Source organism: Legionella gresilensis (assembly GCF_900639865.1).
Classification (GTDB): Bacteria; Pseudomonadota; Gammaproteobacteria; order Legionellales; family Legionellaceae; genus Legionella_C; species Legionella_C gresilensis.
The window spans coordinates 1-26,193 of record NZ_CAAAHX010000018.1 but is presented as its reverse complement, the minus strand read 5'-3'; the positions used below and the strand labels follow the sequence as shown (position 1 = coordinate 26,193).

The following is a 26,193-nucleotide window of genomic DNA, read 5'->3' as shown; positions in this document are numbered from 1 at the left end:
CTTCATTTAGAGGCTTAGCATCACCTTGTTTTGGTGGGCGAATAATAAGACGGTTAGTTTTTATCACTTATTTATCTTAATTAGATTTAAAAGAGTATTTAGAATCATAATATGTGTAAATTAAAACCACTTCAATATAAAGGAATTGTTTGTCCCAAAACCACATATTAGCAGAATCAATTAAGTTAGTTATTAAGCGCTTTCATTACAGCAGCAGGGTCTTTAGCAATTACTGTTAAGTATGCGCGAGCTGGGCCTTCAGGATGACGCTCACCGCGTTCCCATTTCTCCAATGTACGTATGCTAAAACCAAATGTATCTGCAAACTCTTGCCGGGTCATATGCAGATTATCTCTAATTAAAACCACATTGACTCCTTCAGGAATTTTTACAGCATGGGTTCTGGCTTTAGATTGATCGCCTTTAGCATATTCTAATGCCTCAGTCGCTCCCTGAAGTATGCTTTTACCTAGATCAGACATTATTATCACCTCTGTAAATATCGACAAGCTGTTTAACAATTGTTTTTAATTCATTCCGCTCACCTTGAGAAATGTTTTCCCTTGTAGTCTTTGAATATGCAGTAAATAAAAAAAGCGGCATATTATCGCTATAATAAAAATAAATTACTCGTGCGTCACCACTTTTACCTTTGGTTGGATCACTAGCCCATCTTACCTTTCTTACGCCCCCTGTACCTGTTATTAAATCACCTGAGCAGGGATTGGCTGCAATGTAATTTATAAATTCACGTCGATTTTCATCAGACATAAATTTTTCAGCCTGCTTAATAAACTCGGCTGTTTCTACAACAGTTATCAATTTATTATTATTCATAAGATAATTTTAACCCCAACGGGGCTTAATTTCAACCCCATTGGGGATGTAATTTAAATATTTTTGAAAATGTCCCAAAATCACATGAATTAACTTAATAAAGTCATTAGTATTCGGGAGGAGCAGAAATTAATTTTTTGTCAAAATATATTCCATTATAGGAAAACAACCTGTAGCTAGAGTAAGCTTTTCAATACTAATCGCGCCCATTTTTCATAAAATCCAACTACTTCTGGAATATTATCTGATATGAATCGTAATGAAATCCATATTAGAAAGCGTTGAAAGCTTGCAGAAATTTATCCAACCATTCTATGCTTAAAAGGTTAGAAACCTGATATGGTCTCTAACCCATTATTTTAAAGAACACAATGATTTGAATTATTTTTACTAATAATTGTCCTATTTTCCTCTTGTGATGAGCTTGCATTAAAATGACTATAACGATTTAATGCAATAATCTCTAGCTTTTGCGCGGGAGCTTGCTCACAAGGTAGGCCTAAATTATTATCCTGAAATTTTTTATCAATTGCGGCTCTAGTAATAGAATGATAAGTTGGCCTTGCTTCTTTATAAATTTTCTGAGCAAGTAACTTTCCTTCATCTGTTTTTAATAATTTATCATATAAAGGAACAATTAAATAACGTCTACCAATCGTTAACAAATAAGTGGCTATCTCCTTATTTGCTTCACTATAATTACTATTTAAAGCCACTTTATACCATTGAGCAGCAATGACTTGATTAGACATTCCAGTTAAACGGTAACAATCGTCTAATTCCTTTAATTGGGTAGAGGTTAAATTTTTTGGTAACTTATTAAGAAAATACAACCATTCGTTACTCGACCACTGATTAGCGTTTAACTCTACTACAGATATTTTTTTGTTTAACCATTGCTCAAGAGTTATAGTAATCGTTTTGAATTGATTAGACTCAAATATCACCGCGTCTTTAGGAATACCTGGTTGATACATCCATTGTTTAACTTCTTCCATACTATATTTATCAGGATGAGGATCAATAAGATTATGTTTAAGAAAGATTTCAAAATCGGCTGAAGTAATACTTTGAAAAGCAAAGGTTGTAAAATATTGCTTTAAAAAAGCATCAAATAAGTCTCGCCCAAATTTTTCCTCAAGGGTCTTTAGAAACCAGGCTCCTTTAATATAGGCTACTTTAGTCATACCACTGCGTGGATCACGCCCTTCAAGGTCAGGCACTAAGCGTTGATCAGGCTCACTTATACTCTGAATTTCTTCATAAAGATTATTAATATTAACAATAAATTCTTGGTTGGCTTGCTCTTTACTATAAATCTTCTCGACAATCCGATTTTGCACATAGGTAGTAAAGCCTTCATTTAACCAAATGTCTTCCCATTTTGCATTGGTTACTAGATTCCCTGACCAAGAATGAGCTAGTTCATGAGCAATGACATTGACTAAGCTTTTATCGCCTGCGATTAAGGTAGGTGTTGCAAAGGTTAACCGAGGGTTTTCCATGCCTCCCATAGGAAAGGAAGGAGGCATGACTAAAATATTAAAATTATCCCATAAATATTTTCCATATAGATTTTCCGCTGTTTGGATCATTTTTTCGGTATCTTCGAATTCTTTTGCGGCATTACTTACTAAATTAGGTTCTGCAAAAACTGCTGAACGGGGCCCAATTTCCTTTGCTGTAATATTACCTATTGCAAAAGCGATTAAATAGCTTGGAATTGCTTGAGCCATATTAAATTCAAATTTACCATTTAAAGCATGGTTTGGATCATTTTCAGCGCTCATGACGGCACGTAATGCTTGAGGCGTATTAATGCGTGCGGTATAGGTTTGGCGAACTGCGGGAGTATCTTGAACAGGCAACCAGGTACGTACATTAATTGGTTGGGAATGAGAATAAAGATAAGGGAATTGTTTTGTAGCTGTTTGACTAGGATCAAGCCATTGCAGTCCATCTGCTTCTGAGCTAGTTTGATAGGTTATTCTAACTCTTTTATTATGCGCTTTAGCTTTAATGTGTAATGCTGAGCCCAAAATCTTATCTTCTTTTTCAAGCTTAAAGTCGGTAGTATGCCAATGTCCATCTGGATGAAGTATCTCAATATGTTCAATTTTAAGATTTTTTGTATCAAGAATGAGTGAATCACTGCCTTGGTCGTGCCAATCTAGCGTCAGCTCAACAACACCTAACAGTGTTTTACTTTTAAAGTCGGGAGTCAATTCTATATCAAGGTGAATAACATTAACCTTGCTTAACTCTGCATAAGAGTGCGGATCTTTTTTAATTTTTTTTTTCATATTTATCCTAATATTAGCAACTACATGACAGGATAATCTTAACTCTAACTAGTCTTTTGACCTAATTTATGAAAATTTATTACACTAATGGTTATTACTTAGCTTTATAAATAAAGAGCACCTAATTGATTATCAGCAGCTTACTTCGGTTATTATATTCTAAAGGCACGCTTATATTATATAATTGGCTCTTTATAAAAACTATAATGACAAATGGCTTATTGTTTACCAATAAGGACCAATAGCCTCTGCTCAAATATAGTTTTATTAGAAATGTCCCAAAAACCCATATTATTTACTACATGTAAATTTTTAGACTGATAGTTTTTTTTATTAGACTTATTAGTATAAATATATTGGAAGGTAGTGTAATCCTCTTTACAAATTAACTTTTAACCGCGCATTTGTCTAGCGCTCTAAAAAACGTCCTTTGACGATTAATAACTCAGATAGGGCTAGACTATCGAGGATATAAACAAATGGTCTATATTTAATTTATATGTTTTTAGTGGCCAATAGTTATGCAAAATCGATGGGAAGGTCAGGAAAAATTAATTTTCAAAGCAAACACAGTTACGATTGCGCGTTGTAATGCCGAATTTAATACTCAAATTCCTCCTTTAAACCCTCGAGGTATATGCCATTTTTTATGTAAAATATGGTCTGATTCTATGAAAAATAACCGTATTAATGATTATTTTTCTCAATTAGAATTAATTACAGAACCCAATCTTTTTAGTTCGGAAGTTATAAAAATTTTAAAGTCAATCCATTCACCTCCTATCGATACCAAGGTGGTTTTTTCATATGAAAAGCAAGTGCAGCCAATAGCAGATTTTTCTGCGCCTGGCTTGAATCAAAAAAATTGTCTAATTCAATTAGAAGAAATCTTTAAAAAAGAAAATAATTTAATCATTTCTACACCAATTCATTCCATAGGTATGCATAAAAATTCCATGAATCAATTTATTGTATTTGATCCTAACGAAAATTTATTGAGTGAATATGAAATGAAAATGGGCGGGAAAGTGTATGATACGCTTGAAGAAGCTGTTTCTTATCTTTATAAGTCTTTTAACAAAGCCTTCAATAATAATTTAAATGAATTTTATTTTGAATTCCATTCAACTTATCTAAAACCTGCTGATGATATTGAAAGATTATTCAACGCAATCAAATTTGGTGAAATTGAAGAATTTGTTAATTTGATTAATCAAGACAATGTAGGAGCATTCCATGGCAATCTATCGCTTCTAGAGTTTACTATTATGTGGGATCGTCCAGATTTTATTCCAATTTTACTCAAATACGGAGTAGACCCCAAAAAAGCCAATAGTGAAGGAGAGACTGTTCTTGAACTAGCGGCAAGCTTAACAGGGGAGCTGTTTATTAACACAGAAAGCTCGATTAATTATTTACTGAGCCAGAATTTTCCCATAGAACAAGTTTCTAAATCGCTAGTAAAAGCAATCGAGTCAAATAATGTACCAGCTATTAAAGCTCTAGCTAGTTATGCGGGCCAACTTGAGAATGTAGAAGATAAACTAACTCTTATAGAAAGTATGGTAATGTCTTGTGATAACAATCATAACGAAATATATTTAAAAGGTTGTCTTTCGCTTGGGATTAATATCTTACTATCGATTGATAATTATGATCTAAGGCTAACAGAAAAATTAAATGCTGCATGGCTACGCCTTACAACTATCCAAAATTTAGATACGGACTTTATGACAGAATTTTCATTAAGTTTGGTCATAAATTTTCTAAATATGACTTCTATTAATCCAAATCCAATAGAATTACATTCATTAAAAATTGCTATGAATTTTATTACGCAGGCTATTGCACAAGGGCACCCAAATGGATTGCCTTACTTTCGTTCATTTTTGAATAATATCCTTGACCAATGCTCTGATTCAAATACATTAGAATTATGTCGTCAGACATTAGTAACCGTCAGAGAAATGGAAATTATTCCTCATAATAATACCTCCCTGGGATTTTTCTCCCCTAAGCCAGAAAGGCCTGAGCTATGGCTAGATATAGAAAAACTAGCTGAACAATTGAATGAGAAAATTAGCGAAAACCACACAGGATTGACTCAATAAAATTAATTCAAGATAAGCAGTCTCAAAATAATGCCTAGAAATTAACGGGAAAACTCAAAGCTGTTTGTAAAGGCTTGTGCGAACGTGAAAGTAAATTATATTATTTAATTTAATATCCATCTTCTGAATTAAAAGCTGGTCAGGAGTTAATTCTAGCTGGATTTTCCATTTTTATATTTAAAGATTTTAAAATAACTAAATTAGTAGATTACAGCTAATTCAATGACTTGTCCCAAAAACCCAAGTTACATTGTCTTAATAGTCGCTTCTCTGAATTTCGCTTTAAAAAATTTTGGGGGCTTACTTATTTGTGAAAAATTAATCTTTAGCTTATGGAAAAAGTATTTTCAATCGAAAATGAAGACTAATAAGAATGGCGAGAAAAATATGAATTTCGAAAGAAGGGTAGATTTCGATAAATCAAACCGAAGCTATAAATGGATTTTATATTGCGAGAGATTTGCTTGCTTTATTTACCAAAACAAATTTAACACATAAAGGAGCCTTTTATCTTGAGCTTCAGTTTCCAATTATGTAATTAGAAGCTAAGCCTAGTAGACAAAATATAAGTCTTTGTTGAAAGACGACCCTTGAAAAGTATATCTTTGTTATGTCTAATTATTTTCAACTATTTTTGTCTTGATATAGATGATATAAATGTCCCACAAACCTGAGGTTTTCTATAATTTAATTACTAATCCTACTTATTAGTGCCGGTGATAGACCTAGCATTGTTCAGTAAATAAAAAATAGATGGGATAATAGTGATCCTGATGTCCCTGCAATTATTGTTAATTATCACGACTTAGCAAAAAAAAAGAATATCGCTAGATGAAGATTTCAGACTTAAGTTGTATATCTTAGGGGACTGTTCGCCAGGCAATGAATTTTTATCAAATAATTCATCTGATGATAAGATCCATTATACGGAATTGGCTCGGGATCTTGCGCATTATTTAAATAACCACAAACGAACGCTAATTAGTTTAATAGCTTGTGGGGCGGGCAAAGGTAGTGAAAATGATGCCACAGGGGGGCGAAAGTTTCGCAGCCAAATTGCATGCAGAATTATACAAAATAACGAGTAACGATATTCCGGTTATTGCGAGGCTTCATATTGTTCAGACAATAGGAATTAACAATGTATTGAAAGAAAAACAGACGATGAATTTAGATTTGACCTGGGATGAAGGTTATGCAGATATAACTAATCTTGCTAATCATAAATCTAAGCAACCAGGGTCGAAAGTTATATTTACCAATAATGAGCAAGGAGAGCAAATAAGGCTAGATTATTATAGTAAAGACTGGCAGCGTAGGCTTATGTCAACTATAGAAACTGAAATTTCAAATACGAATAATGAGCGCGTGGCAGAACGGTTAAAAGCTTGGCATAATAATATGTAAGAATCTATCGCCCGATGCTGCCTATAATTTTATTATTCAAGAACTACGTAAACCATTAATAGCTGCCCAAATCTCGAACGCGCCGTCTGGCTATAATAATAGATATTTTAAGTCGGATAAAACAATATCAGCAATTACTAGCTTATTAAAAGGCTTAGTGCAAGAATATAATGAAATGATTTTTTCTCCGCATTATGTAAAAGACCCTATCAAAACCAAACCGAAACCATAAGCCTATGCGCTAGCAAGCGTAGCCAGAGTGCAGGCCCTGCAGGGCCGAAACCCGAGTTTCACTTTGTTTCACCCAGGCTACATTTCAAATATTAATTTGTATATTGCAAATTAAACTTAGTTATTGCATAAGACGACTATAAGAGGGAATGATATAAAAGTGTCCCAAAACCACATGTTGTATTAACTTAGATTTCTTACACTATTTTTATTTTGAGGTCGCAATTTTTCTTGCAAATGGAATTATTTTGCCATATAATTTCATATGAAAGGAGATATTATATGAAAACCTCTAATAACCTACAACATAAAGAAGAAATTGTTTTGACTAAAGCTATATGCAATTTATCAAAATTTTATTCTTTGTCTGGTAAAGACTTGAGTAAAATCATTGGTATAAGCGAATCAAGTGCTTCTCGGCTAAGTCATGGAATAAAACTAATTTCACCTCATACTAAAGAGGGAGAACTGGCCTTATTATTATTAAGGATATATAGAAGCTTGAATGCTATGGTCGGGAATAATCATGAAAAGGCTAAATTATGGCTTAATAGCCAAAATAAGTACTTCCGTAATAAACCCATTGAAGAAATAAAAACTGTTCCTGGCCTAATGAGCGTACTTAATTATTTAGACGCAATGCGCGGTAAGTTATGAGTATTTGGAATGAGTGCGAAGGAATAAAACTTCGAAGGTATCTTGATTTGGAATCCTGGAGAATGGTTGAATCTCAACATATATCAAGTTCTAGAGATTTAGTTGATAGTAGGGAAGAGCATGACATTTTAGAAGTGCTTTTAGAAAGTTCAAAGCCACAAATAGAAAATAATAAACATTATTTAATTTATACTCCATTCCGATATCCCCCTCTGGCATATGGGTCTCGATTCGGTAATATTTTTGAGCCGTCACTTTGGTATGGCTCTATAAATCTTCATACTGCATTAGCAGAAGTGGCGTATTACCGATTGAAATTTTTTGATGATACTTCCGCCAACTTAGAATATATTGAAATTACAATGACTGCGTTTAAAGCCTATCTACAAACCGAAAGTGGCATTGATTTAACAAAGCCACCATTTAAAACTTATCAAAATAAAATTTCAAATAAAACTAGTTATGCCTATAGTCAGAAATTAGGCACAGAAATGAGAGCAGCAAATATAGATGCATTTATATTTATCTCAGCAAGAGATATGAGGGCTGGTAAAAATGTGGCGGCATTTACACCGGAAGTATTTAAGATGAAAGATAAAGGATATATAAGTAATATGCAAAATTGGCGCTGCATCGCCAACAAAACTGTTATTGAATTTACCCGGGATGAAATTATTTCTAGAAAAAAGCTAGAATTTTCTAGGAAAGAATTTGAAGGTCTGCAATGAAATTTAAAGTGAGTACAGTATACAGGGCAAAACTTATTTTCTTATAAATTTAATTCAATAAGTCTGATTACTCCGATAATCAGACTTATTAAAGCTATTGGAACACGGTTTTAATTCGCCAATATAACTGCTCTTTCTTCATTTGAAGCAAAAATAACATATTTAAAATCAACGAATACTATATATTTTTTCTGGAACACAGCTCACTAATCCAAATTTTTCCTCTGAAGAACACTCATTGAACTGGAAACTTAGACCACGAAAATCTGTTAATCTTTTTACAAAGGTTTCATAACTTAGCATAAATACCTTTTCTTTTTTATCTGGAGAAGATGGATAGTTTGGATCCCTATAAAATATCATATTTTTTCCATTTATATTTTTAATTTGATCAACAATAATTCCATGTGTGAACATAGCTTCATCAGCTTGATAGCTGTCTTTATCAAAATAGAGTACTTTCCGAGTTGAGGTGCATAGATCCTTATATTCTTTCGGTGGTTTGTTATAACACCATGCCCCATATTTTCCCATAAAAAAGTGGGCCCCTTTTTGGTTTAACGAATCACGAAGAGCATCTATTCCTTTACTGGGATGCCAATCTGTTTGTTGTAAATTAAATAAAGGAGCTAATATTTTTTGAATTAAAATACTATAGAGAATTACCCACTTCAAGAAAGAATCCAACTGATTATAAAACTCGATAGGTGATAAATTAAATCTATAGATTCTTCTTGCTTTAGCGTAAGAGTGCATAAAACTTAAATTTTTAATTAACGCCTTTTCAAGGTTAATATCAAAATCTTTTATTATTTTATTTGCCGTATGAATTAAATTTTTAAAACATGCCTCTGTCATTGTAAAGTCAGACAAGGCTTCTTTTAACTCTTTATAAGCTTGAATAGATTTAATATCTGCTAAGTTATTGAAAAAAGCTATTCTTCTCATTGCATATAGTGTACAAGTCATACCCCTTTGTCGTTTAAGAGGCTTGCGTATTTCATTTTTTGATACTTTTCCTTTGGGCAGTTCTATATTAAAGTTAACTAAAGGTTTCTCTGATTGTTTCTCTAGTACTTCAGGGCTCTGTTGTGGATCTTTTCCGGAACTTTCAACTGGGTATCTCATAAACTGTGCAATTTGGTCAAATTACTATCATTTTACTTGATTATTATTAAGAAAAAATTAAATTAAAGACCATTTTGGTTATACACAATGTGCCGAGATAAGTATCGTAAGGCTACAGATTAAAAAATGCATAAGTGATTTGCAGCGATAAAGACTCTGAATATATAAAATAATTATTCAATTATTAAAGAAGAGCTTAGAAAATATTAAGAAATATTGACGTTAGAAACTGCATTCGTGCACTTAAAATTCAATTTTAAGCCTAATAAAAATGCTAATCAGACTTAGAATAATTAATGTTAACGTGGTTTCAACCCGCCAATGCCCTAAAGAAAGAATAAAAATTAGTATGTTTTTATTAATACCTTAGTGAAAAATTAATTGCTAATATGTTTTCATTCAAATCAAACCCAGATAATATTTAGTCAAAAAATGAAAGGCCCTTATTTTAGGCGGGCCATATTAACAAGATTATTAAAATTATCTAGATTTAAATAATTAATTATTTAGCAATAATGAGTCATTGCAATTTATCATTTGTTTAAACTCATTTTTCTCTTGCTCAGGCGTAAAGAAAAGATTTTTATTATTTTGAATATTCATTTTTTCTTCTGGCTTGCTGGCTGTTAGCAACTTTTCATTTATTAACGTTTTAATTGTCTCATCTGTTGTTAAATCTAAAGCATCTCGACCCTGTTTATTTTTTTGTATTAAAACAGAATAATCACATTTGGGATTAGCTAGAATAGCTTTTACAATACCAAGCTCACCTAGACGTGCTGCTTCTATTAAGGCCGTATTGCCATTTCTGTCCTGCTGTATTAATAATTCTTGACTACAATAAGGGCTTTTCAGAAGTACTTCGGCAATCTCAGACTGTTGTATACTTACAGCTTCTATAAGAGCGTTATAGCCATAGCAAGTTTGCTGTGTTAAAACTTGAGAAGTACAATATGGGCTATTAAGTATCATTTTTACCATCTCAAGTGAATGGTTTTTAACTGCCTGAATTAATGCACTATACCCCGCTTCATCGCATTGTATTAATACCTCTAACGTACATAAAGGATGATTAAGAATCGTTTGCATCACTTTAGGATTTTTAATAAAACTTGCTGATCTAATTAATGCGCTTTCGCCATATCTATTTTGATGCATTAACACTTGCTTGTTAAAGTTTATACTAGCCAAAATGATATTGATTATCGCTGCATCAGCCTTACCTACTGCCATAATTAAAGCATTACTACCTTCCATAGTAGATTGATTTAAAATCTCAGAACTACAATAAGAACTGGTAGTAATAAGACTAACTGCATTAACGCGACCATTTAAAATGGCTAAGTGTAATGGCGTATAATTAGATTTATTTTTTTGCATTAAAACATGATAGTCACAATGCGGACTTGCTAAAATTGCTTGTATTATGTCATCAATACCTCTTTCCGCAGCAATCATTAAGGCACTACTACCCTCGTTATTACATTGGTTTAATGCTATAGAATTAAAATGGGAATTTGAAAGAATTGCTGTGACTATATTGATTTTATGTTTTTCTGTAGCCAAAATAAGAGGTGTATACCCTGCTTGGTTTTTTTGGTTTAAAATTTGATAGTTAAAATAAGGGCTAGCCAAAATCGTTTTAGTAATATCTTCATTACCCTCGCCTGCTGCAAGAATTAACGCGCTATCACTATCGTCATTTTGTTGGTTTAAAACTTCAAAAGTACAATGAGGGCTGTTAATAATAGTAGCAGCTAGATGGTGATTTCCTTTTTTCACAACCAAGCTTAATGGCGTATGACCCTCTCTACTCTTCTGTAGCAATAATTGTGAATTACATAAAGAGCTAGTTAGGATAGCTTGAACTATCTCTACATAACCTTTATCTATTGCACTTGTTAAGATATTTTCACCTTTATCATTTTGTTGAGTTAACACCTCTAAAGTACAATAAGGGCTCGTAATAATTGTCGAAATTAAATTTAACTTACGCCCTTTCACTGCTAACGTTAATGGCGTATGGCCCTCTTTATTTTTTTGCATAAATAGTTGAGATGCACAATAAGGGCTTGCGAGAATTGCTTGCACAACCTCTAAGCCTGCTTTTTCTATCGCATACAATAAGGCAGTATCACCATCTTTATTTTGTTGACTTAATACCTCAAAGGTACAATGAGGACTAGCAATTATTTCTTTGAATATATCTGCGTTTAGAAAACATCCTGTTAAGGCCGTTTTTCCAACATAATCAAACGCTTTTAGAGACTCAGGTGAACAATAAGATGTTTTTAGGTACATTTTAACTATATCTGCTAAATCTTGATGAGTATATTTTTTATTTTTTAATCTTGAATTTAGAGATAGAAACAGTTTAATAATATTATCTTCTTTAAATAAAAAAGTATTTTCAAATAGATTAGGCGTTAAAAGCTTAAGCTTATCACTACCAGATAGTTTTGCGCCGAGTATATTTTTATAGTGATGAAATTCAGTTTCCAGTGCTAAAATATAATTTTTAGAATTAGAGCTTATAGTATTATATAATTCAGGATGAGCATTTAAAATATCTTCTAACTTGCCTGCGTTTATTTCGACACACGTAATTGATGAACTTACACTTTCACCTGCGCCCTCTTGCAATATTTTTATTATTTGACCTAAAGTTTCTTTATTGGTGCGTAAGCTACTAACGTTATCACACTCTTCTTGACTAAGACTATTCCAGTAAAACATAAAATCAGCAATGCCTATATTCGCATCGGGACCTGCATTATATTCAGAGCCACCATGTCCACCCTTTTTACCGCCTTGTTTTAGGGCTTGAATTAATTGAAATAGCTTCCCGCCTAAAGAGAGGCTTTGTAATTTAGCGTTAAGTATGGTGGTAAAAAGCTTAAAGAAATATTGCGTATCTTTATTGTGATTTATAAGACGTTTTTGCTCATCTTCTGATAACAGCAATACCGTATCTTCCTCGCTTTTTACAAAAGGGTTATGTAATTCGGATAAGTTTGTTGAGCCAGGCGTAATAAAACTTAATAATTGAACAGGAATAAGTGCATTCTGTACTTCCGATAAAATGACCTCATCTAAACAGTAATCATCAATTTGTTTATCAGGAAATAAATCTAATTGATCAATCAAATGTGTTAAAGTTGGCATTAGATATTGCATTTTTTTCTTTTCAGGCTTTATTTTATGCAAGATGGCAGCAAACGTAAGACAACATCGGTTAATATAGCCTGCAGGCATCCCTGTGTAACTTAGAAAACTACCCCTGATTCTCTCCCACCTGTTCATTAAAAAATCTTCAATCAATGCAATTGATATAGAAGCATTTTGCTCTAAAGCAATGGCTATTTGTTCTAATTCTTCAATAGTTTGTTTGGCTTCACTTAAAATTAAATCTTCTTGCAAATTTGGTATTTCTGTAGTTAAAAATATTGCATGCTCAGCAGTAGTTTCTTTTATAGCATTGAGTAAAACAGTTAAATCAGCTTGATTAAGAGTATATGCTTCTTCTGACATCATTTTTACATCCTTATCTTTGGTTAGAAGCTCTAGTAGAGTGGTAGGTGTTTCTGAAAAAATAATTGGATTTAATCTGGCCAATAAAGGCGCGGTAAGTATAATGTATAACACGAATTACAATAAAAAAATTCTTTAAAGTCAATAGGTTAATTAAAAATAGATTCGTTTAATCAAATTTTATTTGGAATGAAGTGGGTAAATCTTGGTAGTTAAACTGATGTGGATAATAATTGAAGTAGAAAGCCTTGAGGCAATAAGTTTTTAACTGTTAAATTAATTTAACGATAGAATAAAATATAACTCACTTTAAGGATTCTAAATTTTACCAACTTAATCTTCTTGAGAATATGGCACTCCGCTAAATAGTTTATTGTGCTTAAAATTTCGGATATGTAAATTCACCAGCATTTAATTCTTTTTGCTCAATTCCTACAATATCTTGAAGATTGGTTTTCATTGATTTGTTAGCATCCATAATCTTTTGTTGAAGAGCCTGGGCGAAATTTGTATAAGCTTGTGCAATTCCTGGATTTTCGAATGTAATTTCAGCTTGGGTACTTCTTTTAGGTGTTGTCAATGAAATGCCTTGTATTTTACTAGTCGCTGAATTAATTAAATTGCCTTGGCCATATTGTTGAAGATAAGTGGCAAAATCCTTTAAATGTGCAACAGCCTCTTTAGCATTAATTTTTAGCACTAATGATTGTTTAGAATTTGCCTATGCCTGATAAGCTTGAAATACTGCTGGATCTTGAAACATTATTTGAGTTTGGGTGCTTCCCGGAGGTGTCTTAAGTAAGACATTCTTTATTTTCCCACTAACTGAATCAATGAATTGCACTTGACCTGTTTGTTTAAGGTAAACAGCAAAATCTCTCAAATGCGCTATTGCTTTCTTATCTTCAATGTGAATAACTTGTGTTTTTACAGTATTTGCAACGCGGCCCAAAAGAAGAATCTCACCTACCGGCTTCTTAAATTAAAGATGTAAAACAACTGATTGTTCTTAATCGCGGACATATGTTGCCACTGAAAATGCCTGATGAAGTCACAAAGGAACTTTTAAACTTTTTACATCTCTTTGGACATGGCTAGTATTAGATGCATTACTCTCTATGAGCTCTATAAATTTTTAAAGTTAAAGTTAGTATATTCATTTTAATTTGACAATAAATTAAATTTACAGAATAGTATGCCAGTATTTCTCAATCTTTTACTCTTAATATGTAAGGGAAGAATAATTATTAATTAAATGGAGTTGAATTTAATGATTAGCGTTAAAAAAATAGCTACAGTTACTCTAATTTTAGGACATAGCGCTCTATTTGCAGGAACTATGGGGCCAGTTTGTGTACCAGGAAATGTTACAGTACCTTGTCCTACAATGGGCTGGGATATTGGTATACAAGCACTTTATTTGCAACCTTTATATAGTAATTCTAATTTAAGTGTGGTCAATGTCGGTAGTGTTAATGGGACTTTAACCTATGATGATTTAGATAATGATTTTGAATGGGGTTTTAGATTAGAAGGATCTTATCATTTTGGACCGGGTAATGATATTAATGTCAATTGGATACGTTGGCATGATGATTTATCTGTCAGATCACATGCTGGACACTTATCTACTTCCATAGATCCAACTGCACCTTTAATTAACTTAGGTAGTGTAATTTCCAGTGGTACTGATTTTGATGCAGTTAATTTTGAATTTGCTCAACATGTTGATTTCGGAGAATTTAAAGATATTCGATTCCATGCTGGAGCTCAATATACGCGTATACATACTCAATTTCGCGGTGATGAAATTATCTCTGGAACGACCATTTTTGCTACATTGAGCGGCTTCCCCCCTGCAACAGGTGATCTTAAATTTAATGGTGGTGGCCCGCGACTTGGTATGGACATGACTTATAATTGGGGCGCTGGCTTTTCTATTTATGGCAAAGGCGCTATAGCTGCAATTGTCGGTGAAAATGAATATCGTAACAATTCAGTCTTTAGTGATATTCCGGGTGCATTAAGCCGGCCAGTTTATTCCTCTTTTGTTTCTTTAGTACCTGAAATAGATGCTAAATTAGGCGCTGCTTATACCTTTGGAACCCCACAAGGTAATTTTACACTAGATGTAGGTTATATGGTTGTAAATTACTTTAATGCGCTGCATTTCAGCAACTTAGACTTAAATACAGCTCATGAAACTAGATTAAGTAGCGATTTTGGTTTACATGGAGCTTATGCTGGCCTTAAATGGATAAGCGCTGTATAGCATAGTTAGTTATTATTAACAGTTAATTAGGCCTCCACTTCCTATTAACTGTTAATAAAATCGATTTCAGTAAAATAAATTCTTTTGAAACTTTATTATAATCTATTAAAACTAATTCTTTTATTGTACAAACTACTATCAACTGGAATGCTTGTTTCCCATGCAGGCTTAAAAAAAGTTGTAATTGCTTTCTTTGTTAATCCTTCATGATCAATAATAATATTTGTGTCATGACAATGACGCAAACCTATTTTATCAAGGTTAGCGGTCCCGAAAAGAAAAATTTGATCATCCACAGTCATAAATTTCATATGAATCACGCCAATATTAATGCTATCCTGAGAATACCATTTAATATTAAGTTGCTTGCTTTTATCTAAAGCTATACCTGCTAATAATTGACTAACAGTTCTATCATTAGTACCACCATACTTTTTCTCTCTTTTATCATTAAATCCTTTGCCTAAAATTAATTCTAATCTACCGCCTCTTTTATTCATGAAATCAAGCAATAAACTCAAAATGGCTGGTTCATTTAAATTTGGCGTAGTAATACGAATAATATTTTGAGCATTTTCAAGCGCGGCTATAAAGGCATTATTAATTGGTTCAGAAGGTAATTTTACAAATAATCCAGATGTATATTTCTTTCTAAGCTTACTAGCTAAATATAGTACCGTTGCGCTATTTTTTTCTTCAATAATATTATTTAGGACATCTATATTTTCATTCCAATAAGTAGGTAGTATATCCTCTTCGCTAACATTACTTCTTACTTTCCAATTGTTAATAAAATCGAAAAAAGCAGATTGGGCCGAATTTCCTCTTAATAAAATGGCAGCGTCATAATTACAGTTGGAGCCATAATTAGAAAATTGAAAATTGGCTCCTGTAATAATTAAGGTTTGATTATCTATCAGAACTGTTTTGGAATGTGTTGCATCTAGCCAATTATGATGATGTACTCCTACATGAACACGTATATTGTCAGGTAAATTACTTAAACCAAGATCGCTAGGAGAATGAGGCCATTTGACTGGCTTTTTTTGCCTAAATACTAGCTGCGCCAACCACCCAAGCTCATCAAGTAAAATAAATATATCGACAGAAATGTCACCACCTTGATTCAATTTTTCCCTGCCAATCTCTATTAAAGTAGATTGTAAATCAAGAACAAATTTAGTGCGTCTATCCCAAGCAAAAGTCTGTATTAATATTTGTTTTTTTGTTTTTTTAATTTCATTAATTATTAAATCAAAAATTTGTTCGCCTTTAAGGGCAAATTCAATCTGATTGACATCGGTTATACTCAATAATTTTTCTTGAGGGATCCAGCCTTTGTTAACGACAGGTAAAACATTAGAAATAATTTTATCCATAATCGCTGAAGTTGGAAATTTTACATGCACAATTTTTTTTTAGATAGCTCTTTTTCTTCAGATAAAAACTCTTTACCCATATCGCTTTCTAAAGAATAAATATTTTCATTATTACCCATTTTAATGTGATTAGAACTAATAAATATATTTTCTAAAGGATGAATTTTTTCTTGGAAAATATCTACAACCGCTTTAATAAAAGCATCGGGCCCACAAATGATAATTCTAGTATTTTTATCAAATTCGGTTTGCATTAAATAATCATTAACTCTTCCCTTATACCATCCTCTAGGAACCACATCTGTTTGTGTCAAAGTTAGATAATTTTTATTATCCTCTGCCCAAATATTTATTTCATCCAAATTAGGAATATTTTTGATATCTTTTGCACTGTAAATGACACTTACAGGAATATTAGTATTGACACTATGTTTTATGCTTTGTAATAACGAAATACCACTACCCGCTCCAATAATTAGAATAGGATCTAAAGTATCACCTATTGTAAAACCGTTTCCAAAAGGTCCATCTAGTAATATTGAACGTCCTGAATGTAACTTAAAGACTTCTAAAATCTTTTTTATACTCAATCTATGAGCTGCTTTTGGAAAGGTAAATTGAATGTAATCATCATGACTTCCAGAAGCAATAGTTAAAAGTAAAGGCTTCATAATCTCTCTAGGCAAATGGTTACTAGGATAAATAGCAAAATACTGCCCAGGTTTAACTTGAATGTGATCAGGTTTTTTAAAAGTAAGAACCATAATTTTACCCTGATCTTTAACTTCTGTTAATTTGACATAATTTTTGTGTTTTTTTTTAATTCAAACATTTTAGAAAACATAATATCCCTTTATTTCTAAATAAATTAGTTGATCTTCCTGAAACTAAAAGCCTATCTAATTTTAACCTGTATATTCAAATTTTCAAAATTTTGACCTTTATTGTTTATAAAAGTGATTGGAATAAATATCAATAGATTCATACTGTTTTTATGTCGTTTAAATTTAATCAACTATAAATTTATTTAGGTAATTAACTTAATTCTAGAAGTTTGATTCTTATCAAAGCTCCAAGAAGAATAAATAATTTTTTATTGCAAAGAAAAACATATAATTATATATCGTGAAGCTTAAAAACTATAAAAAATCAAAGTGATAAACTTTTCGCGTAAAGGCTCTACTAAATTACACATATATTTATTTTAAACAATTTGATTGAATTTTAATCAATTTAGTATAAAATTTAATTTTATATGAAGCAAAAAATATTGTACATCTATATTTTGATTTTTAGTCTTAGTGCTGTATCTCCAGTATGGCCCTTAGAGGAATCCGCGTCGCCAATGACTTTTAAAGAAGTAACCTTTGAAGAATTGCCCGGCTGGGGAGAAACAAGTATAAAAGAATCCCTATTAGCTTTTCAGATTTCTTGTACTGGATTTTTACGGCAAGATCCTGAGCGTTCTGTTGGTAGTAAAGAAATTCCGGTAAAAGTTAAGGATTGGTATCCTGCTTGCCACGATGCATTAGCTCTTAATCCTCATACCATTGATGAAGCGGATGCTCGTGACTTTTTTGAAAAATGGTTCACCCCAGTTGAATTTTACAATAAAAATCCGGTTCAAGGGCTATTTACTGGATATTATTTACCTTTATTAGACGGTAGCCTCACAGAGACTCAAGAATATAATATTCCTATTTATGGCTTACCGTACAGTATGGTTATAGCTAAATTAGAAGACTTTGATCCTAAATTTGCGCATCAACATATAGCTGGTCGAGTTAAAGAAAATAAACTTGTTCCTTTTTATACACGAGAAGAAATTAATAACGGCGCACTCATCGGAAAAGCGCCCGTACTTGCATGGGTTAATAACCGTATCGATCGATTATTTTTAGAAATTCAAGGCTCAGGTATTATTAAATTACCGAATGGAAGTACTTTATTTGTTGGTTACGCTGGTGAAAACGGCCAACCCTATACATCTATAGCTCAAGTATTAATAGATAAAAGGGTAATGACGAAAGATAATGCCTCTATGCAAGGTATAAAAGCATATTTGGAAGCGCATCCCCAGGAAATGTTACCTATTCTTAATCAGAATAAATCTTTTGTCTTCTTTCGAATCTTAAAACAAACAGCCGCAATAGGAGCAGCAGACGTGAATTTAACACCCGGCTATTCCTTAGCGGTTGATGAAAAATGGATTCCTTTAGGTACACCATTATGGCTCGATACGACCAGACCTAATCAAACAACAGACTCTGAAAAGCCTTTGCAACGCTTAATGATTGCTCAAGATACAGGTGGCGCAATTCGAGGTCCTGTTCGAGGGGACGTCTTTTGGGGAGCTGGGGATAAAGCTACCTATATAGCTGGACACATGAAAAATAAAGGTTATTATTGGCTGTTATTACCTAAAAGTGTAATTTCAACTCTTCCTAAACAATTACCCTAAATTCAGTAATTATTTATTAAGGTAATTAATATCAATTAATTCCTTTCCTAATTAATGAATATGCTCTTTTAATAAGAATTATTTATTTTTAATTTGAAATTCTAATAAAGTAAATAATGGAACCCAATTGCCTGTCCAATGATAATTCCATGGATCAAAATTAGCCTCTCTCTTTAAAAGTTTTCCATTTTCTACTTTAAAAAGTGGCGAAGTATTATTTAATTCATCAATCTGAGTGTATGCTGGTAAAAGTTCCAGCTCAGGGAAATTATCAGGTATTCTCCCTGTTTTAAATACTTCGTAAATACTATCTGCCGATAACTGCATAATTTTTTTAATCAATTCATAATGAAATTTATTATCTTTTTTATAAAGGTTTCCATCGCCATAAGCTAACCAACTCATCCCTTTTGCATTAAATATCCAAAGGCCCTGCTGGCTATCCTCATCATGCATTAAATTTGCAATCAGTAAATTCAAAACAGCTGGCAAATGAATTTTTGCCACAGCTCGCCTAGGCGTCCTCATGTGTCCTGATGACAAGGAATCAGTTAAATAATGATTAGCAAATGCATTTTGTGCATAAGCAAGTTGTAATATCGTATCTGCTTCTCCAATTTTATTTTGCAAAAACAATTGATGAGCCTTTAGTGCTGTTTTTAATGCCATTAGATGGCCAACTTGATAGGCTTGCAAAGAATCTGGCACAAAATGATCATAATTAACTTGTGCTAGGAGAATATACTGGCCAAAAGGAATATAATCACTTATAAAGCTACCTCCGCCCGTCAGTCGATTAAGCTTTTTAGTTATATCACTACCTTTTTTCTTATAAAAATCCCAATCATCCTGACCTTGATGTCGCGCCTCTTCTAATTCTAAAGCTAACTCTGTAAAAAACTTTCTTAATTGTTTTATTTCACTTAAAATTTTATCTTTGGGAACTAAGGCTAATGCATTAAACTGTGCTTCAAAACAATCTTGAGGTGTAGATAGTGAACAACTTGATATAGGATATTTAGCATTTCCGAATAAATCACCTGCAAGCATTACAATTTCTCCATAGGTAACCTTTATTCCATTTGGAAGAGTTAATTCAGGATCGGTATTCTGAAGCCCTCTTAAAATAATTGACTCACCTAATTCACGGTGTTCTAAATTGGCAAAGCCAAAACCACCTTTTTGCATTAGCTGCTCTAAAATACTTGGTGTAACCATGTTTTGTTCTGTCTGACCTTCGCTACTAAAAATGGCAGTCAATATCAATAAAAAGCAGCGTAGAATATTTTTCATAAAGATTATCCTTAAGTCTAAGTAGGAAGCGAAAAATTGATAAGTATGCTCCCTATAAATTTAAAATTGATAACTAAGATAATTACTTAATGTATAAATTTTCGGCTTAATGCTATTTAACTTTAATTTTTAAGTTTAGATAGAATATCTGTCTAATTGACTAGTTTGCTTATATTGATATAGTCTTTTTAAAAGCCCGAGCTTTTTATATGATATTAATAGAATCTAGACTATTTTATTCAATAATTATCTAGTTAAGACATAATGATATTATCTTACAACGTAAAAAATCTGCTTAAATATTTTTTGTGCATTTTTCCTATGACTCTTTTTTGCACTCAAAGCACAGCACAAGTTATCCAATACGAAACTGAAACAATACCTACTGAATCCTTAGTAGATTTTCAAGCGAACTCAAATAAAGTGAAACAAGTAATTCAAATCGCATTAGATTTGGCAGCTCAGAAAATAGGTTATTTATATGGTTCTGCTGAACCATCCGCAGGAGGAATGGACTGTTCAGGGACAATTTATTACTTGCTAACAAGAATTGGAATTAAGAATGTTCCTCGCTCGTCCGAAGAATTGTATCAATGGGTAAAAAAAAGTGGCCATTTTTATTCAGTAAGAACTAATGATATTGATAAACTTTCACATCTTAGCCCTGGTGACCTACTTTTCTGGGGCGGAACCTATCAGGCTTTAAATAATCCTTGTGCCACGCATGTTATGCTCTATTTAGGAAAAAATAAGCAGGGAAATCATTTAATGGCTGGTTCCAGTGATGGGCGAACATATAATGGCAAACAAATATATGGCGTAAGTGTATTTGATTTTAAGTTACCACCTAACAATACTAAAAGTAAGTTCTTAGGGTATAGTTGTATTCCTAACTTTACCTGCCCTAATTAGGATCAAATCTTATAAATTTCTTAATTTAAATTTTTGATGGAATTTTATAAAGTTAAAACTATCTTATCTAAATAGTAATACAAAATTTACCTTCTGAAGTTCTTAATTTAGTGAATAATCTTAAATAGTTAACTATCAATTAAATTTCTTTTAAAATTAATTTTGCGGTATTATTCTGGATTTTGCATGATATTCTGATAATAAGATTGCCATTATTATCATTAAAGCGCCTACAAAGAATGGAATAGTTATTTTCTCTTTCAAATATAGTGCGGCAGTTATTGTTGCAAAAACTGGTTCAAGAGAAAAAATTATTGCTGCCTTTGATGAGCTAACATATTTTTGAAATTTTAATTGTAGTATAAAAGCTATAATTGACGCAAAGACACTACAAAATAAAATTGCAAACCATACATTTATTTGTTGCGGAAGCTTGATTTCATTTGTTAAAAAACTAGCTATACCAGCAATAATACAAACAAACATTGATTGTAAAAAGGTTAAGGTTAAAGACTCATGAATTCGAGACGCCTTACCAGCAACAATGATATAGCTTGCAAAACAAAAGGAGCATAATAAAACCCAAACATCACCCTGATTAATAATTAGACCATCAGAAAGAGTAATAAAACTAATTCCAATAATTGACAGAGCTACTGATACTATTAAATATAAAGATGGGTAACATTTATTTAAAAAAGATTCAAATAAAGCTACTAATACTACCGATAATCCTGTAATAAAACTTGCAGTTGACGCGGTTGTATAACAAAGGCCTATAGTTTGAAAGATAACAGTACCAGCTAAGAATATACCTAATGTGAAGCCATAATATATATTCTTTTTATTCAACTTAATTTTTTTAAAAAAGAGAATAAAAAGTAATACACTTGCAATACCAAAACGCCAATATAAAAAGTTAAAAGGATTAAGGGTCGCGACAGCATCTTTTATAAATGAAAACGTCATTCCCCACAACATAGTGGCTAATAATATTGCACTTGTACCAAAAAAAACTTTGTTATCTTTCATAGGAATTTTTTCGCATCAAATGGGTTTGGTAATAAGTTTCTGATTACTTCTTATATTAGTTTTGAAATCCTTATTTACTATTTCGCTAGCTTTCTTATTAGTGATTTCAACGCCGTCTTTATCTTTAAAGAAGATAAATTTTTTTTGTTTATTTAATTTTTCATTAGACCTGTATAGACGATGCAGGCTGCCTAAATTTAATTTAGGGAAAAATTAATCGTAAATTACCCCTAGATTAGTTTGGCTCCTCCATCTCAAACAAAATAAATTGATTACAACTAAGGATATATGGTCTACATATAAGCCAACTTCATTAAACTGACCATTAGTTTACATACTGATTAAAAAATAGTTTGTTTTTTATAATTTGAAACTGTAGAATAACCACTCATTATAGTTTATCAATAATCACTTAATCTATTTATAACTAAGTTAGGAAAATTAAGTTGCAAACGAAACCTAGTATAGGAAGCATTAAAAAATTAAATAAGGATATGATTTTACTTGATTTAAGTCAAAGCAAACTTATTAATAAAACAGGTTCCGAATTAGAAGAGATATTTTCCAGTATTTCTCCTAACATCACTGCATTGGATTTAAGTTGGAATTTTTTTTATCTTCGAAGCAGTAAAGAACTAAAAAAAGCATTTAAAACTATTCCTATTAATATAACTTCTCTCACTTTAAGCTGGAATAATTTTGCAAAACAAACAGGTATGGAAGTAGCAGATATTTTTTCAGCGCTTCCTAAACATATTAATTCCCTATTTATAAATGGAGCTTGTAATAAAATTGAGAATGATCTTTTATTAGTCCTAACATCTATTCCGCCCAGTATAAAGTCGCTTAGATTAGAAAAATTAGAAGAAGGTGATTTACATAAAGTATCTGAGAAAAATTTGGCAGAGGTTAAAGGCTCCCTAGCTCATATACAAACTGTTCAATTAAATTATATTGAGGTTGAAAAAATGTCACCTCGTCAAAGACAGTTAATTAAGGAAATGTTACCTAATATTAAAAAGGTTATTTTATTAGATGAGCAAGGAAATGAAATATTAAATTCTAATTCAACTATTGCTGCTCGATGCAAATGGGAACTTGGAGATAAAAAAAATTATCCATCTTTATTAAGTTGGGCAGCTTTTTATGTGGCAAAAAATCAAACCCACGAAAAAATTAAAACGAAATTAGAAGATATTCCTCAAGAAATTACAGATTATATAAATGAGATTCCTAAAAATTTCCTTAGTTAATTTAAATAAATGGAATACATAGCCAAATCATAATTAAGGAAGCCATATAACCTATTGCCCAGAAAATTGAGCGTAAAGTTGAGCGGTCAATTAAATATAAAAAATGATAAAAACATCGAGAAACCAAATAAATTATTGCTAGTATTTGAATCAAATAGCCTGTATGGTTAGTAGCAATAGCTGTTAAACTTGCTGCTGAAAAGATAACAAGGGATTCAAAACTATTTTGATGTGCAGCAACAGCACGTGCCCCCCAGCCAGTAAGAGAAGCTTGTTGTAGCCGTGGATTATTGTTGTCATACCCTTCGGGCTTATCTTTCATAGCTAAAGCTATCGGAATTTTGGCTAAATAAGGAAATAAACAAGCAATAAAAAGACAAAAAATTATAATAAACATGTAAACCTCCGGATTAAATAGAAATTAACAATTTATGACACCCGTAACAATAATATTTTTTGGCATAAATTTATATCTAATTTCAAAAATATAAATAATTGTAACAGTAATCTTAGCGCGTACTTTAATAGTGAGCTCAGAGACATTTTTCTCAAGTTATGTAAATTATTAAACAAAATAACCATTCTTTTATATTAATACTAATCCATGAACCTAGATTTTAATTATTATAAAAATGATGCAGTAACCATCAATTTATGATTTAAATTATTCTTATCTATTTAGTTTTTTCAGCAACTACCTTATAGGAATGCCAAAATTTATTATGACCTAAAGCGTCTATACCTTCTTTTTTTGTTTCTTCAAACCATATAATGTCTAATTGCTTAAGAAGATGATTTAAATCATCCTTACCGCAGAATGTCATATTAAATTTATTTATCTTATGCCAACTATCACCTACTCCTAAAAAAGTTCCTGCAAAAATTCCCCCTAAAGGTAACGCTGTTAAAATTAAATTCCAGAATTTATAAAAGACATCTGGCTTTAAAAAATGGAGGCTATAGTTAGCAGAAATCAATGAAGCCAATGGAAGAATGTTTAATGTTTCAAAACTAGCTATCTTCGTAATTAATTTATATCGTAATAAGGATGGGCAGCGAGCATTTAGAATTGTAATTGCTTCTACATTAGCGTCAATTGCCAATACTGACCAGCCAAAATCTAATAATTTAAGTGCATCTGTTCCTGTACCACATCCTAAATCAATAGCAAATGGAACATAATCTAATTTATCTTTGTAGTTAAAATAATCAATTGCTTTAGTTAATGCCTCTCTTGGCTGTATGATTTGTTGTGTAGCGTGATAATAATTACTCCAATTTTTTTTATTCATTAAAATTTCCAAATTGGTTACTTATAGGTAACTAATTGACTGATTAATATAGCTTATATATTTTAGAAGTTATTAATTCATGATAAAGGAAATTTTATGAAAGAAAAAATTATTAAGAAGATTGTTCAAAAAAAACTTTTAAAAAAAAGTAGAGGATGGTGTGGGCCAGGAACATGTATAGGAGCATAATTATGAGCATCCTATTCTAAAATAGAATGCTTTAATTAATAGGAATTTTAAGTGGACTACCCTAAATTAAAGATTATCACAGCCTATAAAAATGATAGAGTTACCTTACGTTACAGCAAAGATTACCCTAACGCCAAGATGCATTCTAAAGAAGCTTTAAGGGAACTAATGAAATTCATCTGGCTTTGCCTTAAATATAACTCAGACAAAGAAAAAAACCCTTACAATCCTTTATTAAATTTTTCTTGTACCATTCATCCAGAAATGGCAGATATTGATAATATATGGCACACCTTTCTTCTCTTTACTATGGATTATCAGAACTTTTGTAATCAATATTTAAAAGGTAATTTTTTTCATCATGAGCCTATTACTTCTAAACTTAAATTAAATAAAAATTACGAACAGCAGTTAACTCTTTACTTATCTTATATATACGATAATTTAGGTAAAAGTACACTATTGAAATGGTTTGGATGAAATTATTATTATATTGATTCTTTAAATTTACTTTCAAGAGTCAGCATTGCCTCTATATTTGCTTCAGTCCATATTTTTAATGAATTAAGAATAACGCCAAGTTCATACCCTAACGCTGTTAAAGAATACTCTACTTTCATAGGTAAAACAGGAAAAGACTTTCTATTAATAAGGCCTAAGCGCTCTAATTTACTTAATGTTTGAGTTAACATCTTAGGAGAAATGCCACCAAGTTCTCGTTTTAACTCACCAAAACGGAGCGTTTTGTATAAAAGTTTACTGATAATTAAAATTGACCATTTATCACTAATTTTTTCTAAAATATTACGTGACGGACATTGCTCATTATATACGCAAAATTTTTCTTTGGACATAAAGATTATTCTTAACTAAATGATATCTAATTATAATTAATAAACAAAATCTAAGGTAGGTTCTTAAATTAACAACATTTTTTTCCATATATGATCTCAATCTCTTCAAGCGTAATTTATAAAGAAATTCAGAGGCTTTTGATAATTATGCAAATAGCTAAAAAGTTACGAGGGTATTACTTTCTGTTAAATTATCGTTACTAAACTGTTTTACACAGAGTTATCCCCAGAAATTGTGAATAATTTGTCGGTGTCGCGAAATGTTTCGTTTAAATAAACATCAATAAGAACTATTTTTAACAATAGTTTAAATACTGCAAACA

23 protein-coding genes are annotated in these 26,193 nt (G+C 31.7%); 9 read left to right on the top strand and 14 right to left on the bottom strand.

The window, feature by feature from the left end:
- Positions 1 to 185: 185 nt before the first annotated feature.
- From E1P04_RS15755 to E1P04_RS15745, 3 genes are all read right to left on the bottom strand, one after another.
- Complete coding sequence (locus E1P04_RS15755; protein ID WP_131783848.1) at positions 186 to 482, bottom strand: helix-turn-helix domain-containing protein; 297 nt, start codon at positions 480 to 482, stop codon at positions 186 to 188.
- Positions 475 to 837, bottom strand: coding sequence for a type II toxin-antitoxin system RelE/ParE family toxin (locus tag E1P04_RS15750; RefSeq protein ID WP_207386048.1), 363 nt, complete (start codon positions 835 to 837; stop codon positions 475 to 477). Before E1P04_RS15750 ends, E1P04_RS15755 begins: the two co-directional genes overlap by 8 nt.
- A 359-nt stretch (positions 838 to 1,196) precedes the next feature.
- Entirely contained in the window at positions 1,197 to 3,140 is a 1,944-nt protein-coding gene (locus tag E1P04_RS15745) for a M1 family metallopeptidase (RefSeq protein ID WP_131783847.1), read from the bottom strand.
- 521 nt (positions 3,141 to 3,661) lie between these two features.
- Here E1P04_RS15745 and E1P04_RS15740 point away from each other — a divergent pair.
- The 4 genes from E1P04_RS15740 to E1P04_RS15725 all read left to right on the top strand — a co-directional run bounded on the left by E1P04_RS15740 (position 3,662) and on the right by E1P04_RS15725 (position 8,274).
- A complete protein-coding gene (locus tag E1P04_RS15740) occupies positions 3,662 to 5,251 on the top strand; it encodes an ankyrin repeat domain-containing protein (RefSeq protein ID WP_131783846.1) in 1,590 nt (529 codons plus the stop codon).
- Positions 5,252 to 6,271: 1,020 nt separating this feature from the next.
- Positions 6,272 to 6,658 (top strand): hypothetical protein, encoded by a 387-nt coding sequence (locus E1P04_RS15735; protein ID WP_131783845.1) that lies wholly within the window; start codon positions 6,272 to 6,274, stop codon positions 6,656 to 6,658.
- Positions 6,659 to 7,171: 513 nt separating this feature from the next.
- Positions 7,172 to 7,546: an antitoxin Xre/MbcA/ParS toxin-binding domain-containing protein gene (locus tag E1P04_RS15730; protein ID WP_131783844.1), complete on the top strand. Its 375-nt coding sequence runs from the start codon at positions 7,172 to 7,174 to the stop codon at positions 7,544 to 7,546.
- 62 nt (positions 7,547 to 7,608) lie between these two features.
- Positions 7,609 to 8,274 carry an RES family NAD+ phosphorylase gene (locus E1P04_RS15725; RefSeq protein ID WP_242604491.1) on the top strand — a complete coding sequence of 222 codons (666 nt, stop codon included), beginning with the start codon at positions 7,609 to 7,611 and terminating at the stop codon, positions 8,272 to 8,274.
- A gap of 168 nt (positions 8,275 to 8,442) precedes the next feature.
- On the opposite strand, the gene E1P04_RS15720 is transcribed toward E1P04_RS15725, so the two are convergent.
- The 4 genes from E1P04_RS15720 to E1P04_RS15705 all read right to left on the bottom strand — a co-directional run bounded on the left by E1P04_RS15720 (position 8,443) and on the right by E1P04_RS15705 (position 13,885).
- Entirely contained in the window at positions 8,443 to 9,402 is a 960-nt protein-coding gene (locus tag E1P04_RS15720; RefSeq protein WP_131783842.1) for a hypothetical protein, read from the bottom strand.
- 498 nt (positions 9,403 to 9,900) lie between these two features.
- Positions 9,901 to 12,936, bottom strand: a complete 3,036-nt coding sequence (locus E1P04_RS15715) for an ankyrin repeat domain-containing protein (RefSeq protein WP_165482820.1) — start codon at positions 12,934 to 12,936, stop codon at positions 9,901 to 9,903.
- A gap of 376 nt (positions 12,937 to 13,312) precedes the next feature.
- On the bottom strand, positions 13,313 to 13,633 hold the full coding sequence (locus E1P04_RS15710; protein ID WP_131783840.1) for a hypothetical protein: 321 nt from the start codon (positions 13,631 to 13,633) through the stop codon (positions 13,313 to 13,315).
- A gap of 21 nt (positions 13,634 to 13,654) precedes the next feature.
- The gene (locus E1P04_RS15705; protein WP_131783839.1) at positions 13,655 to 13,885 is read right to left on the bottom strand and encodes a hypothetical protein; all 231 of its coding nucleotides are present in this window, start codon (positions 13,883 to 13,885) and stop codon (positions 13,655 to 13,657) included.
- A gap of 318 nt (positions 13,886 to 14,203) precedes the next feature.
- Between E1P04_RS15705 and E1P04_RS15700 the strand changes: the two genes are divergently transcribed.
- A complete protein-coding gene (locus E1P04_RS15700) occupies positions 14,204 to 15,205 on the top strand; it encodes an Lpg1974 family pore-forming outer membrane protein (RefSeq protein WP_131783838.1) in 1,002 nt (333 codons plus the stop codon).
- 95 nt (positions 15,206 to 15,300) lie between these two features.
- Here the strand turns inward: E1P04_RS15700 and E1P04_RS15695 are convergent, their stop codons facing one another.
- Together E1P04_RS15695 and E1P04_RS15690 are read right to left on the bottom strand one after the other, a co-directional pair.
- Entirely contained in the window at positions 15,301 to 16,614 is a 1,314-nt protein-coding gene (locus E1P04_RS15695; RefSeq protein WP_131783837.1) for a phospholipase D-like domain-containing protein, read from the bottom strand.
- The gene (locus E1P04_RS15690) at positions 16,605 to 17,348 is read right to left on the bottom strand and encodes an FAD-dependent oxidoreductase (protein ID WP_131783836.1); all 744 of its coding nucleotides are present in this window, start codon (positions 17,346 to 17,348) and stop codon (positions 16,605 to 16,607) included. The genes E1P04_RS15695 and E1P04_RS15690 overlap by 10 nt, the downstream gene beginning before the upstream one ends.
- A 491-nt stretch (positions 17,349 to 17,839) precedes the next feature.
- Here E1P04_RS15690 and mltA point away from each other — a divergent pair, with 491 nt between their 5' ends.
- Positions 17,840 to 19,045 (top strand): murein transglycosylase A, encoded by a 1,206-nt coding sequence (gene mltA / locus E1P04_RS15685; RefSeq protein ID WP_131783835.1) that lies wholly within the window; start codon positions 17,840 to 17,842, stop codon positions 19,043 to 19,045.
- Positions 19,046 to 19,123: 78 nt separating this feature from the next.
- Here mltA and E1P04_RS15680 read toward each other — a convergent pair whose 3' ends face one another.
- Positions 19,124 to 20,338: a phospholipase gene (locus E1P04_RS15680; protein ID WP_131783834.1), complete on the bottom strand. Its 1,215-nt coding sequence runs from the start codon at positions 20,336 to 20,338 to the stop codon at positions 19,124 to 19,126.
- Between the two features lie 321 nt (positions 20,339 to 20,659).
- Between E1P04_RS15680 and E1P04_RS15675 the strand changes: the two genes are divergently transcribed.
- A complete protein-coding gene (locus E1P04_RS15675) occupies positions 20,660 to 21,250 on the top strand; it encodes a C40 family peptidase (RefSeq protein ID WP_165482819.1) in 591 nt (196 codons plus the stop codon).
- 156 nt (positions 21,251 to 21,406) lie between these two features.
- On the opposite strand, the gene E1P04_RS15670 is transcribed toward E1P04_RS15675, so the two are convergent.
- Complete coding sequence (locus tag E1P04_RS15670; protein WP_131783832.1) at positions 21,407 to 22,282, bottom strand: DMT family transporter; 876 nt, start codon at positions 22,280 to 22,282, stop codon at positions 21,407 to 21,409.
- A gap of 446 nt (positions 22,283 to 22,728) precedes the next feature.
- Here E1P04_RS15670 and E1P04_RS15665 point away from each other — a divergent pair, with 446 nt between their 5' ends.
- The gene (locus tag E1P04_RS15665; protein ID WP_131783831.1) at positions 22,729 to 23,535 is read left to right on the top strand and encodes a hypothetical protein; all 807 of its coding nucleotides are present in this window, start codon (positions 22,729 to 22,731) and stop codon (positions 23,533 to 23,535) included.
- A gap of 1 nt (position 23,536) precedes the next feature.
- On the opposite strand, the gene E1P04_RS15660 is transcribed toward E1P04_RS15665, so the two are convergent.
- Together E1P04_RS15660 and E1P04_RS15655 are read right to left on the bottom strand one after the other, a co-directional pair.
- Complete coding sequence (locus tag E1P04_RS15660; RefSeq protein ID WP_131783830.1) at positions 23,537 to 23,932, bottom strand: MAPEG family protein; 396 nt, start codon at positions 23,930 to 23,932, stop codon at positions 23,537 to 23,539.
- A gap of 277 nt (positions 23,933 to 24,209) precedes the next feature.
- On the bottom strand, positions 24,210 to 24,827 hold the full coding sequence (locus E1P04_RS15655; RefSeq protein WP_131783829.1) for a class I SAM-dependent methyltransferase: 618 nt from the start codon (positions 24,825 to 24,827) through the stop codon (positions 24,210 to 24,212).
- Positions 24,828 to 25,067: 240 nt separating this feature from the next.
- On the opposite strand from E1P04_RS15655, the gene E1P04_RS15650 reads away from it, so the two are divergent.
- Entirely contained in the window at positions 25,068 to 25,496 is a 429-nt protein-coding gene (locus E1P04_RS15650; RefSeq protein ID WP_131783828.1) for a glycine-rich domain-containing protein, read from the top strand.
- Between the two features lie 8 nt (positions 25,497 to 25,504).
- On the opposite strand, the gene E1P04_RS15645 is transcribed toward E1P04_RS15650, so the two are convergent.
- Positions 25,505 to 25,870, bottom strand: a complete 366-nt coding sequence (locus E1P04_RS15645) for a winged helix-turn-helix transcriptional regulator (protein ID WP_131783827.1) — start codon at positions 25,868 to 25,870, stop codon at positions 25,505 to 25,507.
- Positions 25,871 to 26,193: the final 323 nt, after the last annotated feature.

Bases quoted from the DNA above. Each gene is read 5' to 3' on its own strand.
- E1P04_RS15755 (WP_131783848.1), bottom strand. From the start codon at position 482: ATGTCTGATCTAGGTAAAAGCATACTTCAGGGAGCGACTGAGGCATTA.
- E1P04_RS15750 (WP_207386048.1), bottom strand. From the start codon at position 837: ATGAATAATAATAAATTGATAACTGTTGTAGAAACAGCCGAGTTTATT.
- E1P04_RS15745 (WP_131783847.1), bottom strand. From the start codon at position 3,140: ATGAAAAAAAAAATTAAAAAAGATCCGCACTCTTATGCAGAGTTAAGC.
- E1P04_RS15740 (WP_131783846.1), top strand. From the start codon at position 3,662: ATGCAAAATCGATGGGAAGGTCAGGAAAAATTAATTTTCAAAGCAAAC.
- E1P04_RS15735 (WP_131783845.1), top strand. From the start codon at position 6,272: ATGATGCCACAGGGGGGCGAAAGTTTCGCAGCCAAATTGCATGCAGAA.
- E1P04_RS15730 (WP_131783844.1), top strand. From the start codon at position 7,172: ATGAAAACCTCTAATAACCTACAACATAAAGAAGAAATTGTTTTGACT.
- E1P04_RS15725 (WP_242604491.1), top strand. From the start codon at position 7,609: ATGGTTGAATCTCAACATATATCAAGTTCTAGAGATTTAGTTGATAGT.
- E1P04_RS15720 (WP_131783842.1), bottom strand. From the start codon at position 9,402: ATGAGATACCCAGTTGAAAGTTCCGGAAAAGATCCACAACAGAGCCCT.
- E1P04_RS15715 (WP_165482820.1), bottom strand. From the start codon at position 12,936: ATGATGTCAGAAGAAGCATATACTCTTAATCAAGCTGATTTAACTGTT.
- E1P04_RS15700 (WP_131783838.1), top strand. From the start codon at position 14,204: ATGATTAGCGTTAAAAAAATAGCTACAGTTACTCTAATTTTAGGACAT.
- E1P04_RS15690 (WP_131783836.1), bottom strand. From the start codon at position 17,348: ATGGTTCTTACTTTTAAAAAACCTGATCACATTCAAGTTAAACCTGGG.
- mltA (WP_131783835.1), top strand. From the start codon at position 17,840: ATGAAGCAAAAAATATTGTACATCTATATTTTGATTTTTAGTCTTAGT.
- E1P04_RS15680 (WP_131783834.1), bottom strand. From the start codon at position 20,338: ATGAAAAATATTCTACGCTGCTTTTTATTGATATTGACTGCCATTTTT.
- E1P04_RS15675 (WP_165482819.1), top strand. From the start codon at position 20,660: ATGACTCTTTTTTGCACTCAAAGCACAGCACAAGTTATCCAATACGAA.
- E1P04_RS15670 (WP_131783832.1), bottom strand. From the start codon at position 22,282: ATGAAAGATAACAAAGTTTTTTTTGGTACAAGTGCAATATTATTAGCC.
- E1P04_RS15660 (WP_131783830.1), bottom strand. From the start codon at position 23,932: ATGTTTATTATAATTTTTTGTCTTTTTATTGCTTGTTTATTTCCTTAT.
- E1P04_RS15655 (WP_131783829.1), bottom strand. From the start codon at position 24,827: ATGAATAAAAAAAATTGGAGTAATTATTATCACGCTACACAACAAATC.
- E1P04_RS15645 (WP_131783827.1), bottom strand. From the start codon at position 25,870: ATGTCCAAAGAAAAATTTTGCGTATATAATGAGCAATGTCCGTCACGT.